Origin of the sequence: Rhodococcus sp. ACPA1, from assembly GCF_002300195.1 — a bacterium.
Lineage (GTDB): Bacteria > Actinomycetota > Actinomycetes > Mycobacteriales > Mycobacteriaceae > Rhodococcus_F > Rhodococcus_F opacus.
Genome location: NZ_NSDX01000013.1, coordinates 311705 through 329823 on the forward strand (window position 1 = coordinate 311705; position 18119 = coordinate 329823).

Genomic DNA, 18119 nt, shown 5'->3' on the forward strand with positions numbered 1-18119 from the left:
CCGTGCACGACGTTCCGCCCTCCGCTCCGATCGCGCCCGGCGCCGATTGCAGCGGAGCGCGGATTCGTCGTGCGCACCGCGGACGGCCTATTACCCATCGACACTGACATACATTCAGAATTATCACTAACTTTCGCAGTCAGAATTACTCCGGCCGACACCGCTTCCTGGCACGACTGCCCCTCCTCGTGGGAGATGAAACGACGGGCCAAAGGGCCGACTTTGGTTTCTTTGCAGGCACATTCGTGCACACTCAAGGCGAAGACATCGTCGACTTCCATCGCGCACCGGAGATCGACCAAAGATTTCCATTGACGGCCGGGCGACGGCATGTCACGATATGATCGTTCACAGACTATGTGCCGCCCGTCACACTCTCACGGGTCGCCTTTCCGGTTCGGTCGATCACAGCAGTCCCCCGTTCATCGGCTGCACGAATCCCGGACCGAAGGTCACGGCACTTCCCGCCGCTACCGAAGGAGCACACATGACAACCACACCGGCCGACGACGTACTCGGCACCGACACAGCCTCCGCCACCGGGGGCCACCCCGCCTTTCCGTTCGGCCGTACGTGCCCGTTCGCACCGAACGACAAGTATCAGTCCTTCAGCGACGACAATCTGCAGAAGGTGGACTTCAAGGGCACCCCCGGATGGCTCGTCACCGGGTACAACAACGTGCGCACGGTTCTCGCCGATCCCCGCATGAGCGTGCGCGGGATCGACGATTCCTCCCGCGGCGACGACGGCGAGCAGGCAGTTCCCGGCTTCTTCGTCGCGATGGACCCACCGCAGCACGACGACCTGCGCAGGATCCTGGCGAAGGAGTTCACTCCGCGTCGCATGGCAGCGATGCGCCCGACGATCGAGCGGATCGCCAACGATTTGATCGACGAGATCCTCAAGTCCGACGAACCCGTCGACATCATCGACGCGCTCGCTCTGCCACTCCCGTCGCTGGTCATCTGCGAGCTGCTCGGCGTCCCCTACGACAGGCACGACTTCTTCCAGGAACGCACCCGCGCCGTCCTCGCAGCCGGCAGCACTCCCGAACAGGTCGGCGCGGCCATCGGCGACGTCATGACCTACCTCGCCGAGCTGGTGACCATCAAGCAGGCGAATCCCGGCGACGACCTGGTCAGCCTACTGGTCAAGCACATCGAGTCGGGCGACCTCGGCGTGATCGACGTCGCGGGCATGTCCACCTTCCTGCTCATGGCCGGCCACGAGACGACCGGCAACATGATCGGCCTCGGCCTTTTCGCGTTGCTCGAACACCCCGACCAACTCGCCGAGCTGCGCGAGGACCCCGAACTCATGCCGCAGGCTGTCGAAGAACTGCTGCGTCACCTCGACATCATCGGAAGCCTCCCCCGGACCGCGACCGAGGACCTCGAGGTCGAGGGCCAGCGGATCGCCAAGGGCGAACTGCTGATGTTCTCCACCGAGGCGGGCAACCGCGACCCGTCGGTGTTCGACGAGCCGGACCGCCTCGACTTCCATCGGGATGCAAGCCGGCACCTGACGTTCGGACACGGAATCCACACCTGCCTGGGCGCTCCACTGGCGCGCCTCGAGCTGCAGGTCGTGTACTCGCTTCTCCTCGAACGCATCCCGTCCCTGCGCCTGGCCGTTCCCGCATCGGACATCAAACTCAAAAACGATGCCCGAATCTTCGGCGTCCACGAACTCCCCATCATGTGGGACCGACCGTAACAACACAACGACGCATCAGGCGGAAAGGAGGAACCGTGACAACACACAACGACAGCGACTTCGACACCGTCGTCGAGGATGATGAGTTCGATGTCGTCGTCGAGCGCATCGAGCCCGCCGCCACCGACGTCAAAGCGCTCGTCCTGCGACCGGTCACCGGCACGACGCTTCCCACTTGGACGCCCGGATCACACATCGATGTCCTCCTTCCGTCGGGAACGGTCCGCCAGTACTCCCTGTGCGGCGATACCTCGGATCACGACGCGTGGCGGATCGCCGTCCTTCGGGAACCACCGGAGAAGGGCCGTGGCGGGTCCGAGTACATCCACAACGCCCTGCACCCGGGATCGAAGTTGCGAGTGGGACTACCACGCAACAACTTTCCGCTCGTCGAGTCGACTCGATACCTGTTCATCGCCGGTGGCATCGGGATCACCCCTATCCTCTCGATGATCGCGCACGCCGATAAGCAACACCTCGACTGGCGGCTCATCTACGGTGGCCGGAACGCCGAGTCGATGGCCTTTCGCGACGAACTCGCGCGGTACGGCGTCCGGGTCGAGATCGTTCCCGAGGACCGCACCGGCCCCCTCGACCTGGGCCATATGCTCAGTATTCCGCGGTCCGACACCGCGGTGTACTGCTGCGGTCCCTCCGGACTGCTCCAGGCGGTCGAGGCAGCGTGCAGTTCCTGGCCGGACGGCTCGTTGCACCTGGAACGATTCGTGCCAGCCCCATCACAACCGGAGTCGGGCGACACGGCCTTCGAGGTTGTCCTCGCCAAACAGGGCCGCACGTTCGTCGTACGACCGGGCGAGACGATCCTCCGCACACTGGAATCGAACGGGGTCGATGTCCTCTCGTCCTGCCAGCAAGGAATGTGCGGACGCTGCGAGCAAACTGTACTCGAGGGCACTCCCGATCATCGAGACGAAATCCTCACCCCCGAGGAACGAGCAGCGGGCGAATACATCCTGATCTGCGTGTCCCGGTGCCACGACGACCGGCTGGTACTGGATCTGTGATTTCACAACATCATTCGACAAGGAGTAAGCAAATGGGCCGTGTAGAGAGAAAAGTCGCCATCGTCACCGGTGCAACCAGTGTCGAGCCCGGAGGCCTCAACATCGGTGGCGCAACCGCGACCGAACTGGCCGCAGAGGGCGCCCGGGTAGTCCTGGCCGATATCAATGTCGAAGGCGCCGAGCGACTCGCAGCAATCCTCAACGAGCGTCACGGAGACAAGACCGCACTGGCGGTCGGCATCGACCTGCGACACGAAGACCAGATCCAAGATCTCGTACAGCGCACCGTCGACTATTTCGGCGCACCCGACATCGTCGTCAACAACGCCGGCATCTTCCCTGGCGACGACGGTGACGTCGCCACCATGGCCATTGAGGTGTGGGACAACGTGATGGCCGTCAACGTCCGCGCGGCGATGCTGCTCACCAAGCACGCGCTGCCCCACCTGCGCAAAAACGGCGGCACAATCGTGAACACCTCATCCACCCACGCCTTCGCGGGTGACAGCAGCCTTACCGGATACGGTGCGACCAAAGCCGCGCTCATCGCGCTGACGAAGTACACCGCGACCCAGTACGGGAAGGAAGGGGTGCGCTGCAACGCCATCTGCCCGGGTACCACCACCACTCCCCCTGCGCTGGCACTACCCCAGGAGATCAAGGACATCTACGTCGCACATACGATGCGCCCGACGCTCAACGGCCCGACCGAACTGGGCAAGGTCTTCCTGTTCCTCGCCTCCGACGACTCGCGCGGCATCAACGGTGAGGTGATCCGGGTGGACGGCGGTCTTCTCACCCATCAGCCATTCGTCCCCGACATGCACAGGCTGGGCATGGTCACAGCACCGGATCAGTAACCGCCCACCATCACCCTCCCCTCGAACCTGCCCCTCACCCCTTCCTACGTGGGCAACCGACTGCCGGCTCCGGCGTCGACTACTTCACGCGCGGAAGACGGTGTTTCCAGGATGAGCTCGACAATCCGGCAGGGACGTCCGTCGAATCGTCCACCGCGCATGTCACCGATGAGCAGGCGTTCCGAGCGTGTAGTGCCTCGCCGGGATCCGGGTAGGCCGTCACCCACGTCGTCCCTACCCGGATTCGGCCGACGAGGCTTCAACAGGTAACGATCGCCCCGCCCTGCGACTGACGAGCCCAACAGACCGCCCAAATTGAATTCAGGAAGCGAGATCTTCAGTATTGCGGGGCTGTTCACGAGCTCCTGGTCGGCTATTCTCGCGGCCGCGACCGAAAATGCCGCGTCGGTACCCGACGGCGTCTCCGACATCGTGCCGGAGACTCGGTAGGGTCGCCAGTTCTGTCCCAGTATGCTCGCATTCCTCTGACGCATCCGAGTGAGTGCCTGCCTGGAGTGCGCCCAGCCCTGAAGTCAGGCCCGCCCTCGGCAATACAGACATCCACCGATCTCGAGGTGTTCTGCGTTACCCGGATCGATATCAGCCCTCTCGCGTCCGCAAGGACCCCACGATCGACAGCCGCATCTCGTTGTGCTGCGCGTGACCTTTTGCGGCGCACGTCGACAAGCCCCCTCAGCTGCCGTGTATCCCACAGCCACTCACTATCCGATTTGCCGACCGTGGCCGGACCCCTGCCGCGCGGTGCGATTGCAGTTTCCCTTTCCCCAAGGGGTTCGAAGCCCATCTGCCCGAGACACGAAGGAAACAAATGACGAAAATCCGAACGTCGTCGATCGTATGGCTCGCGATCGGCGTACTGATGATCGGCTCCGCCATGCTCGTCAGATGGGTGGTAGTTCCCTCGCTGAGCAAGTTGCCGGCCGACTTGGCTCAAAGCCAGAAGTACGAGGGCACGATGAGCGCGTTGAATCCTGAGGCATTCGCTGCCAACGATCTCACGAATCTCATCACACCTGATCTGCCGATCACCGCGAACCGGTCACTGACTGTCGAAGCCACGGACGGCGACACTGCGATCGTCACCAGCAACTCCACGCTCACGCTGCCCGACGGGTCGACGCAGAAGGACGTCCACAGCTATGCCGTCAGTCGTGTGGACTATCGCCCCATCCAGTTGTCTGCTGAGCAACAGCAAACTCTGGTTCCCCCGAACGCGCAGAACACCTTCGAGGACCACGAGGGCATTGCCTTCAGTTTCCCGATGAATCCTCAAACAGACGGTTACTTACTGTACGACTCCGTTACACGCAGCGGGCAGCAGGCAAAGTTCATCAGTGAGGGCACCCGCGAAGGTCGCTCGGTGTACAACTACGAGGTCAATGCTTCCGGGCCGATCACAAGTCCCAGCGTGATGGCGCAGTTCAAGGACTTCCCGCCGCAGCTTCCGAAAGCGGTGATCGCGGGATTGCTTGGAGCCAACATCGTCCCTTTGGATGCACGAGCGATCTTGCACGACAATCTGGCAGGCCTGCCCGACACTGTCGACATCGGCTTCGGCAGTTCCAACGCAGTAAAGCTGGCAGTTGACACACAGTTCGGTGCGCCGCTGGACGTGGATCAAGTTCAGAGCATGTACGTAACGGTTCCTGTCAACGGCGTGAACGTTCCTGTGCTGCCGTTGTCGACGGTGCGGCTGCTGACCGCCGACAGTGAAGTCACCAAACTTGCCGACAACCTTTCGGAGAACGCCACGCTGCTGACAACCCTCGGAGTATGGCTGCCTGCCGTCATGGCGGTCGTCGGCCTCCTTCTGGTCGTACTCGGATGCAAACGATGGCGTCGCCCATTGGGCAAGGACACCGAACGACGCCTCGCGCACGTCTGAGGAGCGCGAAGGCTGACGCTGCCGCCGTATCGGACAACGCCAATGAGTCCGGGAAGCTTCGTAAAGACCTAAACCAAGTTGATCCGTAAGGCTCAATAGTCAGCGCTCGACCCTTCGATGCGCCGAACACATCAACCGGCCGGCCACCGAGTCGGAGCACCGGGGCGTCGACCCGACACCCATCCAGACGCATGAATCGACGGTACCGAGGGAAATTACTTAGCAAAAAGAGTTAGCACTCCTACCACTAGAGTGCTAAATTCTTATGGGGTCCAGGTCACAAGCTGGAGACCCTCGACCGAGTCGCAATCATCGACCATCGAAACGGCCTCGAGCACACCGTTCTCGTTGCGCCCGAACAGTTCTTGAAGACGCTTCCGGTCTCGTCAAACCAATTTGCCCCGTCGACCCACTCGTCAACCGTGAGAAGCGAGAAGGAGGACCATGACCGCCGCCGTCCCCGACAGCCCCGGCGCCGACCACCGCATGTGTTCCTCCCACGACGACAACGGGATACGGAAACAGCACGGGTCGCGGCTGCCCGCCGTGTCGATCACCCTCGGCATGCTGTCCGTTGCGTCGTTCTGGTTGGTCGGACTCGGCTTCCTCCTGGGGGTGACCGCAGTGGTCTGCGGCGCCGTCGCCACCTCGCGGTCCGCGGTAGCGGACGACGAGGCGGCATCGTTGCGGGCCCTCCTGGGTGTCGTTGCCGGCGCAGCGGGTATCACCGTCTCCGCGATCGCCCTGTTCCCCATGCTCGCGCACCTGTGAACTGCGAACACGACGGCTTCATCCTTGGTCGCCATCCGGGCCGAACCGCACCACCCCAGCACCACCGCCCTCGGCACAGGTTGCTCATTGAGACCACGACCTCATGCACTATGCGGGCTAAATCACGGCGGATCCGCGGTAATCGTTCGAGACTGTTGAGCTCATCGAGAACATGGTCGACCGCGGTGGTCGGGGTACAGATATCCGTGCCCTCCGAAGCGCGGATCCGGTCGCGTATGTTGGAGACCACGGAGAGTTCACGCTCGAGGTCTGCTGCGGTTCGGTCGCCCACGCCCCCGCCGCCCATCGGATTCGAGAAAATTTCTAACAGTGCAGAATTCGCGGCCATAACCAAATCTGATCGCCTGCGAAAAGTTCGGTCGGATCACCGGTTTCGGAGCCGAATCCGGTTCGCCACTGCAACCGACACCGATGCAGATCCAAACTGATCCCTCGAACGGTTGCGTCCGAGGCCTCGCCGGCGTCAGTGGTGCAGTGCTGCAACGTTCTCGTCGAGAAATCCTTCACCCGCCACTGAAGACATCGTTGTCGTCGCCCGCGACCATATGACCGGCCCCGGTCACGTCGATCAGCTTCGCGGTCGGAATCAGTTCGAGCAGTTCCTTGGCGCCTTCCTCGCTGACCACATGGGACTGCTTGCCACGAACGAGCATCGTGGGAACCGTGACCGCAGCCGCGGCGGCCCGAGCGCGTTCGTATCGCACGATCGAATCCGCTTGGCGGGTGGGTTCGTCGCCGTGACGAAGGAACTTTGGATCCCAGTGCCAGAACCAGCGGCCATCCCGCAAACGGAGATTCTTGCGCAACCGCTGCGGGCTGGGCTTACGCACCCGGTTCGGGCTGCCGCGATCGCCGCCGCAGCCTCGTCCAGGCTCGCGAAACCCTCGAGGCCACTGCGCATGAAGGCCATGATCTCCGCGGTACCGCTCGTTTCGACCCTCGGTGCGATATCGACCAAGACCAGACCGCGCGCCAGATCCGGGTTCTCCCCCTGCCCGATCAACGACGTCATACCGCCTATCGAGGCACCGACGAGGACCGGCTTCTCCGCCACCTCGGCGATGATCGAGGTCAAGTCGGCGACCAGTGCGTCGATGCCGTAGTCCCCGTCGGGTGCCCACTGGCTGTCACCATGCCCACGCGCGTCCACGGCGATGGCAGACCAGCCATCCGGCGCGAGGCTGCGACCGGTGTTACGCCAGGAATGCCGGGTCTGCCGCCGCCGCGCAGCGGCAGAACCAAGCCTTTTCTTTCGACATCCGATCCGCCGGCACCCTGGGACGGTGGATCCCCACCGGTCGGCGGCAAGCGTGACACCGTCACCGCGGCATTCGGACTGTGCGACCACGGGATCCATGAAGTTCCTCACCAACATTATCGAGTTGTGCCTACGCGCTCCACGAAGACCAGAAGACACCGCACGGCACCCGCATCGGCAGCCCGACCACCCTGACCAAACGGGAATGGCAGGTCGCCGAGTTGGTGTCCGAGGGACTGACGAACAGAGCCGTCGCCGACAAGTTGGTGATCGCACCGCGTACCTCCCAAGGACGCGTGGAGCACGTCCTCACCAAACTCGGATTCACCTCACGCGCACAAATCGCCGCCTGGGGCGTCGAACAGTCCACGCGCCAACAACCCCAGTCCAGCTAGGAGTACCGCACCCTGAACCGTCCTGGAAGAGGTGGCGGCTACTGATCTAGCCAGCGACCCCAAGGCACAGTCGGCGATACCGGTCTCGGCCAACTCCCTCGGGGTCGCGGGTAAATATCCGGCGCCACGTCGAGCGCGACATCGCCAGCGTTCACCGCCCTGTCCCCGACAAATCCGAATCGCAATCGGCACAGTCGGGATGACCGGTGTGGCAGGCTACGAACTCCGCCGCAGTCCATCCGGTCTCACGGCGACGAGACATCCGGTCGACGGCTTGACGGGCCGGAACTCAACTCCGGTGAAACCGATGCGATGTAGCGAATCGATGTACCTCCGCACATCGACGGCGGCGAATGGATCCGGCGGCGTCTCTCCGTCAGCCCCATGCCCATGCCCGTGCCCGTGACCGGGACGGTGGGTGGCGACCCGGGCGAGCGCACGCACCGCGCCGGCGCGGAGACGATCGAGTGGATGCATGTCGGCGATCAGCAACCGCCCGCCCGGGCGCAACACCCGGAACATGTGTCCCAGCGCGACCTCTCGCTGATCCTCCGGGATGTGGTGCATCACGAACGTCGAGGTCACCACGTCGAATGACGCGTCCGGAAGGCTCAGCGACTGGGCCGTACCCAGATGAAAGGTGCAATTGCCGGTGCGGCCCGCGTGCGCGGAGGCATAGTCGATCATCGGCCCGGACGCATCAACGCCCTCGACCTGACCGGTGGGGCCGACCCGTTCGGCGAGCGCGCCGGCGAATCGTCCGGGCCCGCACCCGATGTCCAGCACGTGATCACCGCGGCTCGCCCCGCTTTCCGCCGCGAGCGCGGTGTCGAGTCGTCGTCGGCGTCCGCCGAAGAAGACCGTGTTGAAGAGGTTGTATCCGCGGACACGGGTGATGAGAATGCCCGGTGGCGTTTCGTGGGCCGGCCCGGGTCGACGATGGGTGGACTGTGATTGTTCGGTATCGGACATGAGTTCAGCATTTCCCCAATAGCATTGCCGGACCAGAACCAAATGGCCCGGATGCGTCCGATTTGGAACAGTTGATCGCGAAATGTTCGGTAACGACGGGAGCAGCCGATGGTGAAGTCAGCCGATCGCCGTGTTCGGCGGACGAAGGGGCTCCTGCACCAAGCTCTGATCGAACTGCTGCTGGAAAAGGGATACACCCGCACCACTGTCCAGGACATCCTCGACCGCGCCGATATCGGGCGATCCACGTTCTACAGTCACTACCGGGACAAAGACGACCTACTCGTGGTGAGCTGCACCGAGTACCTGCGCGCGGCGGTGCACAAAACCCGGGCAGACGCTGCCCGGCTCTGGGAACCGGTGCAGACGATGCTGCAGTTGGCCGAGCAGCACCGCGAGCTGTACCGGGCGTTGGTCGGCAGACGCAGCAGCGGCGTGTTGCTTCGTGCAACGCAGCAGATGGTCGCAGAGATCCTGGCGGAGAATCTTCGCGGCCGACTCGACATCGACGACGCCGAGATCGACACGACGCTGACGTTCCTGTCGTGGGCTCTGGTGGGTGTGCTCGGCTCGATCGCCGAAGACTCGGTATCGGCGTCGGACGCCTTCTCGACTTTCGAGCGCCGCCTCGGCCACGGACTCAGCGCGCGAAGATCGATCTCGGCACCAGAGTGATGGATGCGTGAGGGCGTGGTCGCAGACGACACTGACCCTTACCCGTTCCTCTGTCATTCAATCCGTCACATTGGGGCCGAGGTACGTGGTTGTGACACCGATCGTTTCGTTGTCGAGCTCTACGTACGGCAGCTGTGGATCGCTGCGGACTGGGCGGTTCCGGAACCGGTGTGGGAGCAAGCTCTTCGAACGCCTTCACCACAGCGACGAACGGGGCGCCGGTTGATCGGTCGAGTGGCATGCCATCGGTAGCGAACGCCTCGTTGGATAGTTTGCGCTACGTCGGTCGTCTGTCCTTGGTTCGTTCTGGGCGCCAGCTCATGAGGCATCACGAGAGGATCGCGGCGCGGGTGTGCGGTGTGGGTTCCGCTTGCGAGAAGACGCAATTCATCCTCGCCCGCCGATAGACCCTCCCGCCCGTCTTCCACTCTTCGGGCTTGACCTCGAGAATGGTTGATGTCTTACGGTGTGTGGACAACCAATTCGGAGGTGCGCGGTGTCAGTCGTCTACCGCGTGCGACAAGTTCGTCGCTCCTGATCAAGCCGGAGAGGAGTTCTGCTCTCCTGTCCGCCGGACACACCTGGTCCTACGGGATCAGCCTGGGTTCATCGCGGACTATCTGCTCGAACAGATCGCCGGTCCGGGCCGATGCAGGACGTCGCGCGGTAGTTCGGGGTCCGATTCCCGATTGGAGAAGCGGCGGCGTTCGGCAAGGAACAACCATGCACCGCGAGCGTGCCATCGGCGCAACGAAGGGCGTTCTCCGACTCAGGGTCCCACCAGCGCCCATGTTCCGGCCCCTGTCGATCTGCGGGAGTTGCGCTGACTGAAACGACTGAGGTTTGTCGACCGTTGGCGCGACCGGTTGAGGCCTCCACGGCGACATCCCGCCCTTCGGATTGCAGGCGCGGTGTCAAGCCCCTTTCGCGTCTCCGGGACACCCTCCGTCTGACATCGGCTCGGCCCCTCGGAGGACGGTGGTGACGGCTTTGATGAACTCCTCCTCGATGTCGGTCCAGTCGCGATCGAGCTCCTGGGCGAGGCGGGGATAGCGCGCGGCCGCTGCTTCCAGTAGCCACGCGGGCGGTGCGGCGGGGCGGTTTGCCGGTCCGGTGAGCAGAGCGAAGGTGTGAGCGAGGCCGTCGAGGAGCAGGGCGGTGTGCATGGGGTCAGGCACCGAGCCGCGGTCCAGCTCACGTAAGAGCAGGTCTATCCACGCCAGTCGTTGCGGGTAGCGAGGCATGCCTGCGGCGCGCACGTCGGCGAGCCACGGGTGGGTCCGGTAGCGGTTCCACAACTGCTGTGCCCAGGCCAGGGCTCGGGCGCGCCAGTCACCCTCGCCGAGCTGGGGGGCCGGGCCCACGGCGGCGTCGACCATGATCTCGACGAGTGTGTCCTTGGAGTCGATGTAGCGGTACAGCGCGGTAGTCGTCAGTCCCAGCTCAGCGGCGACGGCCGCCAGCGACACCACGGTGAGGCCGTCGGCGTCAGCCAGTGACATTGCGGCGGCGACGATGTCATCGACGCTGGACCGCGCCTTGGGCCCCCGCGTCGTGGGCGGGTCCAGTCCCCACGCGGAGCGCAGGATCCGGCTCCCCATGTCTTGACTGCGCATGTCGTTCACAGTAACGTAATGGAACTGTGAACGACATTGACAGTAAGCGGGCCGTCCTCGTCACCGGAGCATCCTCCGGACTCGGTGCCCGCACTGCCCAGATGCTCGCTGAGCAGGGTTACCCGGTAGTGGGCGCAGCTCGCCGCGTGGAGCAGATAGCCCAACTGGCCGGCGTGGTGCCCGTCCACCTGGACCTCACCGACGAGGCCAGCATCGACCGCGCCGTCGCGGCAGCGCAAGCGGAGTGCGGACCCATCGAGATCCTGGTCAACGACGCCGGGTACGGGGAGTTCGGGTCCTTCGAGGAGACGCCCCTGACGCGGGCGCGTCGCCAGTTCGACGTCAACGTCTTCGGCCTCGCCGCCTTGACCCAGCGCCTCCTGCCTCCGATGCGTCAGGCGCGCCGAGGGCGCATCGTCAACGTCTCCAGCCTGGCGGGGGAATTCAGCTCTCCGATGGGTGGCTGGTACCACGCCAGCAAGTTCGCCCTCGAAGCCCTCTCGGACAGCATGCGCGCCGAGCTGCGCCCGTTCGGCATCCAGGTCACCGTCGTCCAGCCGGGCCCGGTGCGCACCCCATGGCACGAGGACGCCTTGGCATCCCTACAGGAGTCATCCGGGCACGGCGCCTACACCCAGATGGCCGAGGCGGTCGCGGCCTACCACCGCACGAATCAGGACAAGGTCATCACAAGTGACGTCGATCAGGTCGCCGTATCCATCGTCAAGGCCGCGACCACCCCCCACCCCAGGCCGCGGTACCGGGTTGGGCGCGGCGCCGCCGCCGCGGTGGCCATCAGCAAGCTGCCCGACCGCACCTTCGACGCCATGATCCGACGACAGTTCCGCCTCCCCTAGCCACCCGGCAGTCGCTTCGCCACGCCCATGCAGGCAAAGCCGACAACCGCGAGGACGAGCCCTGCGGCGGTCGCCGCACCTGTGCCAGTGGAGGAACCCTCACCGCACACCCCGCCGCGATCGGGCGACGGTAGGTTTCGGCAGCTCACGCCCGACCCCCGGCCACTCGACGAAGCTCGACCGAGACAACGACGGTATCGCCTGCGACAAGTGATGCGGCGGAACATCGTCGACGTCAAGCCGTAGTCGACTGTGCGGGTCACAAGGGGGCACAGGGATCGCCGGGTGCGGTTCCCAGAAGGGAAACAGCTCGGGGATGCCGGCGTCCGGGTGTTGCCGTTGCGCCTGCACGACGAATTCGAGGACCGCCTTTCCGGTGATGTGGGACAGTGCGCAGGCGTCGAGACTCACCCTTCGCCGACGCCACGAACCCGATCCGCTCGGCGTACGGGCCCAGGACCCCGGAATCGACGAACGGAGCAAGGCCAATCCCCCACCGGTTGACGGCAGACTGCAACCCGCTCACGGGTCTCGGTGTCGTACTTCCTCGGTGCTGGCATGACTTCATTCTCCTGGTTCAATCAGGAGTCTCCACTCAACCCAGGACAGTTCAGCATGCCAGCATCTCGACGAAGGCCACGTTCCGTCGAAGTTGAAAGAAGTAGCCACAGCCACATCACGAGCTCAGAGGCCACGCACTCCTCATGCCCGTCCCTGTCGGTCACACCGACGCCGCTGAGCGCAAGAACATTCCACGTATGGCGCCGTCGGGTAGCACACCGCCCATTGCACCGGTGCGGCGACAAATCGACCCACTCCGCCGCCGCGTCACCCCACCTCGCCACGTCGACCACGTACGGCGAGGAAACACAATGGGACTGGGTGGACCCGCCGAACCCACCAGCCTCCTGGGGACGGGGTGCGGCGGCGCACCTGCTCGTCGGATCACTCGCCCATTCCGGGCGCTGGTACGGGGTCCTGGCACCGGCCATGACCCAGCGCATCTGGTCGACCGCGTCAGCCGCAGACTCGGGGGCCTGACCCGAACCTGGCGGTTCGATCGGAAGGCGACCGTCTGCCACTCCGACTTCGTCGGGTCACGGCCGGCTTCGCCGGCGTCGCCAAACGCTACGGCGCCTCGATGGCGATTTGCTCACCGCGGTCCGGAAACCGCACAGGAGTGGCGGAGAAGGCCAATCCCACTGCTGCCCAGTGCTGGTGGCGCACCCTGTCCGACGATCTCACCGTCGAACGAGCCCAGCAGAGGTTGGATGAGTTCTGTCGTGTGCGGGGCGACACCCGGCTGCCTCCCACCGCGAACGGAAGGGTGACGGTAGTGACTGTGGCCGCGAGCGAGCAGTTGACGGAGCCGCAGCGCACCAGGATGCAAGCACGCGGAGGTTGTTTCGCCGATCCGGCACCCCAAGGCGTCTTCGCCTCGACTCTTGATTTCCGGCTCACTCCGGTTGCGGGAGCGAAAGACTCCCGACTCTTTTCCACGGCAGGTCTGCGGAACGGCTTCCGGCGCGGCCATGGTGCGCACAACGTCGCGAGGAATGCCCCTCCCCCGAGGCAAGCTCTGCATCACGAGTGCGAGGGCGGGGTGCTGTTATATATGTGACGTGGTGGACATACTGAATGAACGACGATTGGACTACCGGACCCTCATGATTGATGCGGGAGGATCGATGTCGAAGCGACCAGCGCAAGACAGAGCATCACTGTCGCCACTGCGGATGTACGCAGCGTTCCGCCGCACGCACCCGCACGCTCCGATCCCGGACGACTACGTCACCGACAACGGATACCGCCTCGGGCGGTGGCAGACCCGTCAGCGTGTCGCCCGAATGCTCGGAACACTGCCGGCCAGCCGGATCAGCGAGCTCGACGCGATCGGTTTCGTGTGGAGCGAGAACGGGCAACCCCTCCCGGCGGTCGCGAGGACGGATTCGAAGCGTCGGCGCATGTTGACGGCGATCGCCGCCTACCGCGAAGAGCACGGCAACGCTCTGGTGCCCGCCAACTACATCACCGATGATGGCGAGCAATTGGGGCAGTGGCTGTATCGGGCCGTGAAGAAGTGGCGCGCGCACAACCTGCCGGACGAGGAGCGAGCACCGCTAGCATTGCTAGGCGTGTCACCGGCGCCCCGTCCGCGGGGTCCGCGCACGGCGGCATAGCCTCTCACGTGTGGTGCCGGGTCCGGTGCCGATCGCAAGGGTCGCAGCCACCCGCCGGGATCCGTCCGAACCTACCGGGTTTCGCGGTGTCGATTTCGGTGTTGCTGCCGTGCGGTGTCTTTCGCCCCGATCGGCGGCCCTTCCCCAATTCCTGACCCCTGATATCCACTCACTCGTGCCATATCCCACGGTGATCGAAGCCTAAATTGGTTAGCCGAAAATTTTGGATTGCGATGCTATCCGCTTTAAATCGTTCCGTGGATTGTTACGATCGATGAAGTGATGGCCGTTCTTGTTGCCGTTACTGCACGCGCAGTCCCATCCAGCGGCAGTATTTGTCGCGGATACTCGGAGGAGTTCTCATGGCATTGCCCACTTTGACACCGGAACAGCGCGCGGCAGCATTGGCGAAGGCAGCTCGGGCACGGAAGCTGCGCAGCGAACTTCTCTCGGCGGTGAAGTCGGGTGACCTCACAGTGAGCGCGGTTTTCGATAAGGCCGAGTCCGACGACATCGTGAAGAAGACGAAGGTGTCCGCCCTCCTCAAATCACTCCCTGGTGTGGGCCCCGTCAAGGCCGCTCAACTGCTCGAGGAGCTGTCGATTCCCGAGACGCGCCGGATCGGTGGTCTGAGGCCGAATCAGCGGAAGGCGCTTGTCGACGCCGCCGCGAAGTGACCGGTGCGCTGCCAGAACATGGCAGCGGGTCAGTGAGCTGCGGTGTACGCCTCCATGATATCCGTGGGCATCCGCCCACGGTCCCCCACCTCGTAACCCTGCTCGCGCGCCCATTCGCGGACCGCTCTCACATGGTCGCGGTCTCGCCGTGCCGGCTTCGTCGCGCTACCGCCGGAGTGGAGGGTGCCTACGGTCCGGTTCTTGCGGCCGCCCACCCTTGTCGCATGCTCAATGTAGTAATCGAGCTTCTTGTGGAACGCCGTCGCATTCTTCGCTGACAGATCAATCTCGTAATCGATGCCGTCGACGGAGAAGGCGATCGTCTCGCCTTTTCCGTCGTCGATGGACGTTCCGTCGATATCGTCGACGTGTTCGACCACTATTTGGCGCGCCATGACCACTCCCTCATTTTCTTTACCGGTCGACTGTACTGCCCGCGCGAGATGACGGCATCCTCGCGATATCTCCCCCAGACCAGCCGACAAAATTGACCGCGGCAATGAAGACAGCACAATTCCCGTTGTACGTCTCTCACATTCGGCGTCGAATTAGCTGTCCTTGCTCTGTTCGGCGAGTTCGAGGACCGATGCCGACCCTGCCCCCGCCATAAAATTGCGTTCGTCGAACACCGCGGACCCAGCCGTGAACGTGTGCGTTGAGTGCACCGAGGACGCCTCTCCGTAGGTGGACAATCGTGACCGGCGAATCTGAATTCGCTCACTGCGAGAGGTGCTTTCGCTGTTCGCGCGCCGACAGTCCCACGGCGACTCCACGGATCCAGGCGTTGTGGTGCGGCACCACGCCGACAGTGCATATTGCTGGACATGCCGAAGTACACGGTGACTTTTCGCAATGGTATATCGAGCGACAGGACCTTCGACTCAGACTTTCAGGCGATCAACGAGACGCACAGGCCTACCGCACCTCAAACCGGCATCGTCCAGATCCACCGCTACGCGGACGGTGGCGGCACGACCGACGTGTGGTCTGCCTCACCCACCGGCCGGGCCGACAGACCGGACGCATGAGCTGGGCGATCACTGTCAATCCCCGACGTCTGCAAGGCAATCGAGAGGGCCGTTCATGCAGGGAACGGGGACGACCCCGCCGACATCGCACGATGAGACGCAACCCGTCACAAGGGAGCGACGCCTCGTCCGTTTCCTACCGTCCCTGCTGTTCGCACGACCAGCTCGGTTCGCTCCGCGCCACCGTGCCGCGTCTGCGGTCCACCGCGGTGACTGTGGCCCCGTGGTCGGTGCACCCCATCGTGGCGGAGCAAGCCCACCGCTACCACACAGATGATGGACGGTCAGCACGTCCCTGCACACAGCCCGACCTCGCCGAGCCTGATGCAAGAGGCCAGTGACGAACGCACCCGTCGGTCCCCGATCGATGACCGTTTACCGATCAATCACCGGTCACCGATGGACGCGCGGGGCCGCAACGGCCCGGCGGCGGAGTTCGTCGTGGAACAGGTGGGTGGCGGAGCGGTCGCATTCGATCAGCAGTCGAATACGACTGCAGCACGCCCGTCTCGCCGAGTTCCGGCCTGCATCGACCGGCGGGAACCGGGCGGCGACGACCGCACACCCGGAGGGAGAGTGGCCGTTTGGGGCTGCGGGTGGTTACGGCCGAGGTGGTCGCGTGCATGGGGCCGTGTCCGGAGTGTGGGCGACCATGGTGGTCCAGGTGGTCTGCATGAGGGTGCCGTGGACGTCGGTGATGACGTTCTTGATCACGATGAGGTCTTGTCCGTGGCTGCGGCGGAACGAATCGACGTAGATGTCGCAGATCAGGCGGTCCCCGACCGTGAAGGGTTTGTGGAATTGCAGGCGCTGCTCAGTGTGCAGGACCTGACTCAGGTCGTAGCCGGTGACGAGGTCGGCGAACACGCGTTGCTGGGCGACGCCACCGAGCAATGAGGCGAAGGTCAGCGGTGCGATCAGCCCGGCGTAGCCCAGGTCGGCGGCGCCGGCCTCGTCCCGGTGTGCCGGGTGCGGGTCGAGAACCGCCCGTGCGTACTCGCGTATTTTCTCCCGCCCGACCTCGTAGTAGTCGGGGAGGCGGAAGTGCCGGCCGACCATGTCCGCAGGATCGGCCGTCTCCGCTGTTGCGTCATCATCACTCACCCGGGCACACACCGCCGATGCCGTCTTGGCCGGGGGTCAATGGGATGGCGTCGAAGTGTCCGCTGCCGATGTGAGCGGCGGATCCGGTGAGGTGCGTGATGTACCGCTGGTACACCTCCTCGGAGGCGACCGATACCGCCTCGTCGTCGTATGGGCGCAGCGCCTGCACCCAGTCGTCGAGGGTGCGGGCGTGGTGTGGCTGCAGCGCCTGGATTCGGTCGACGTGGAATCCGGCGGCTTCGCCATGGCCGGTGACCTCGACAGAGTCCAGGACAGGTGATCCCTCACTTATTCGATCGAAAATCGTGTGCATGGTCGGCATGATCACGTCATCCATCGCCGACCGCACCGATCCCCCACGCGGGGAGCATCTCGTCCACGCTGGCGACCGACGCCAAAGCATCCGCCCTGATAGAAATCAGGGCCGTCCACCTCGACGAGTACCACCTGCGCCCCGTCGTATGGGACCTCGATGATGCGCATATCCATGCGTTTGTCTCCCCAAGGCCGGACGTGACCCACTACCAAGACCGCGCCGCGATATCGCCGTTGCCGTTGCGGCGATGATCGTTCCCTTATAAGACCACTCGAACGACGGTGCCTGCCGTGTTATCGGCAAACGGCGACCGGTCGGGCGAGCCGGTACACCCTCACCGCGACGTCCCGACCGACGTCCTGATCGGCGGAGCAACCGCAACCCCAGTCCCGGGTCAGGGCAGCAGATCGGCGGTTCAGGCGGTGCGGCAGGTGGTGTGGGTGGCCGCGCACATCGGGCACCTCGTGCGCTCGCCGACGATCCATCCGTTGGTGCGGGCAAAGGCGACCGCTTCGGGCCGGCCGGCGACGGCGACCTCGAAGGTGTGCTCGCACAGATCGCATCGCAATGTCCAGCCACGTCTGCCTGTGGATCGGACCAATGCACATGTAGTCATGTCACCCCCGCGACTTCGACACCGTGCACCCAGCATGACACAACCCTCGCGGCCGTGAGGGCCCACGCAAGCGCACGCCGAGCCGTTACAACCCGGACCCGGGACGCTCGGGCACCCTCGGTCTC

General features: G+C 64.2%; 16 protein-coding genes and 2 pseudogenes. 12 read left to right on the plus strand and 6 right to left on the minus strand.

Annotated features, from left to right (window positions below; genetic code table 11):
• The first annotated feature begins 487 nt into the window (after positions 1–487).
• The 5 genes from CJ177_RS42580 (at position 488) to CJ177_RS42600 (ending at position 6279) form a co-directional block, all read left to right on the plus strand.
• Positions 488–1717 (plus strand): cytochrome P450, encoded by a 1230-nt coding sequence (locus tag CJ177_RS42580; protein ID WP_095870635.1) that lies wholly within the window; start codon positions 488–490, stop codon positions 1715–1717.
• A 35-nt stretch (positions 1718–1752) separates the two neighbouring features.
• On the plus strand, positions 1753–2742 hold the full coding sequence (locus CJ177_RS42585; RefSeq protein ID WP_095870636.1) for a PDR/VanB family oxidoreductase: 990 nt from the start codon (positions 1753–1755) through the stop codon (positions 2740–2742).
• 32 nt (positions 2743–2774) lie between these two features.
• Positions 2775–3602 (plus strand): SDR family NAD(P)-dependent oxidoreductase, encoded by an 828-nt coding sequence (locus CJ177_RS42590; protein WP_095870637.1) that lies wholly within the window; start codon positions 2775–2777, stop codon positions 3600–3602.
• A gap of 829 nt (positions 3603–4431) precedes the next feature.
• Positions 4432–5508 (plus strand): porin PorA family protein, encoded by a 1077-nt coding sequence (locus CJ177_RS42595; protein WP_095870638.1) that lies wholly within the window; start codon positions 4432–4434, stop codon positions 5506–5508.
• Between the two features lie 444 nt (positions 5509–5952).
• Complete coding sequence (locus tag CJ177_RS42600) at positions 5953–6279, plus strand: hypothetical protein (protein WP_241031785.1); 327 nt, start codon at positions 5953–5955, stop codon at positions 6277–6279.
• 484 nt (positions 6280–6763) lie between these two features.
• On the opposite strand, the pseudogene CJ177_RS49635 reads toward CJ177_RS42600, so the two are convergent.
• Positions 6764–7657 (minus strand): annotated as a pseudogene (locus CJ177_RS49635) (alpha/beta fold hydrolase).
• A gap of 92 nt (positions 7658–7749) precedes the next feature.
• Between CJ177_RS49635 and CJ177_RS42615 the strand changes: the two are divergent.
• Positions 7750–7953, plus strand: a complete 204-nt coding sequence (locus CJ177_RS42615; RefSeq protein ID WP_304711090.1) for a response regulator transcription factor — start codon at positions 7750–7752, stop codon at positions 7951–7953.
• A gap of 216 nt (positions 7954–8169) precedes the next feature.
• On the opposite strand, the gene CJ177_RS42620 is transcribed toward CJ177_RS42615, so the two are convergent.
• A complete protein-coding gene (locus tag CJ177_RS42620; protein ID WP_095870641.1) occupies positions 8170–8925 on the minus strand; it encodes a class I SAM-dependent methyltransferase in 756 nt (251 codons plus the stop codon).
• Positions 8926–9033: 108 nt separating this feature from the next.
• Here CJ177_RS42620 and CJ177_RS42625 point away from each other — a divergent pair, with 108 nt between their 5' ends.
• Positions 9034–9600, plus strand: coding sequence for a TetR/AcrR family transcriptional regulator (locus tag CJ177_RS42625; protein WP_095870642.1), 567 nt, complete (start codon positions 9034–9036; stop codon positions 9598–9600).
• 914 nt (positions 9601–10514) lie between these two features.
• Here CJ177_RS42625 and CJ177_RS42630 read toward each other — a convergent pair.
• Positions 10515–11216, minus strand: a complete 702-nt coding sequence (locus tag CJ177_RS42630; protein ID WP_095870643.1) for a TetR/AcrR family transcriptional regulator — start codon at positions 11214–11216, stop codon at positions 10515–10517.
• 26 nt (positions 11217–11242) lie between these two features.
• Here CJ177_RS42630 and CJ177_RS42635 point away from each other — a divergent pair, with 26 nt between their 5' ends.
• The 5 genes and pseudogenes from CJ177_RS42635 to mihF all read left to right on the plus strand — a co-directional run bounded on the left by CJ177_RS42635 (position 11243) and on the right by mihF (position 14930).
• Positions 11243–12073: an oxidoreductase gene (locus tag CJ177_RS42635; protein WP_208328759.1), complete on the plus strand. Its 831-nt coding sequence runs from the start codon at positions 11243–11245 to the stop codon at positions 12071–12073.
• A 79-nt stretch (positions 12074–12152) separates the two neighbouring features.
• On the plus strand, positions 12153–12287 hold the full coding sequence (locus CJ177_RS42640) for an excalibur calcium-binding domain-containing protein (protein ID WP_133988036.1): 135 nt from the start codon (positions 12153–12155) through the stop codon (positions 12285–12287).
• A gap of 644 nt (positions 12288–12931) precedes the next feature.
• A pseudogene (locus CJ177_RS48915) lies at positions 12932–13439 on the plus strand (IS21 family transposase); the annotation flags it as partial.
• Positions 13440–13761: 322 nt separating this feature from the next.
• On the plus strand, positions 13762–14253 hold the full coding sequence (locus CJ177_RS42655) for a helicase associated domain-containing protein (RefSeq protein WP_095870715.1): 492 nt from the start codon (positions 13762–13764) through the stop codon (positions 14251–14253).
• 362 nt (positions 14254–14615) lie between these two features.
• The gene (gene mihF, locus CJ177_RS42660) at positions 14616–14930 is read left to right on the plus strand and encodes an integration host factor, actinobacterial type (RefSeq protein ID WP_095870644.1); all 315 of its coding nucleotides are present in this window, start codon (positions 14616–14618) and stop codon (positions 14928–14930) included.
• 29 nt (positions 14931–14959) lie between these two features.
• Here the strand turns inward: mihF and CJ177_RS42665 are convergent, their stop codons facing one another.
• The 3 genes from CJ177_RS42665 to CJ177_RS42680 form a co-directional block, all read right to left on the minus strand.
• On the minus strand, positions 14960–15325 hold the full coding sequence (locus tag CJ177_RS42665; RefSeq protein ID WP_095870716.1) for an Lsr2 family protein: 366 nt from the start codon (positions 15323–15325) through the stop codon (positions 14960–14962).
• Positions 15326–16558: 1233 nt separating this feature from the next.
• Positions 16559–17017, minus strand: a complete 459-nt coding sequence (gene hadA / locus CJ177_RS42675) for a (3R)-hydroxyacyl-ACP dehydratase subunit HadA (RefSeq protein ID WP_095870646.1) — start codon at positions 17015–17017, stop codon at positions 16559–16561.
• 37 nt (positions 17018–17054) lie between these two features.
• Positions 17055–17384 carry a class I SAM-dependent methyltransferase gene (locus tag CJ177_RS42680; RefSeq protein WP_257014968.1) on the minus strand — a complete coding sequence of 110 codons (330 nt, stop codon included), beginning with the start codon at positions 17382–17384 and terminating at the stop codon, positions 17055–17057.
• Between the last annotated feature and the right edge of the window lie 735 nt (positions 17385–18119).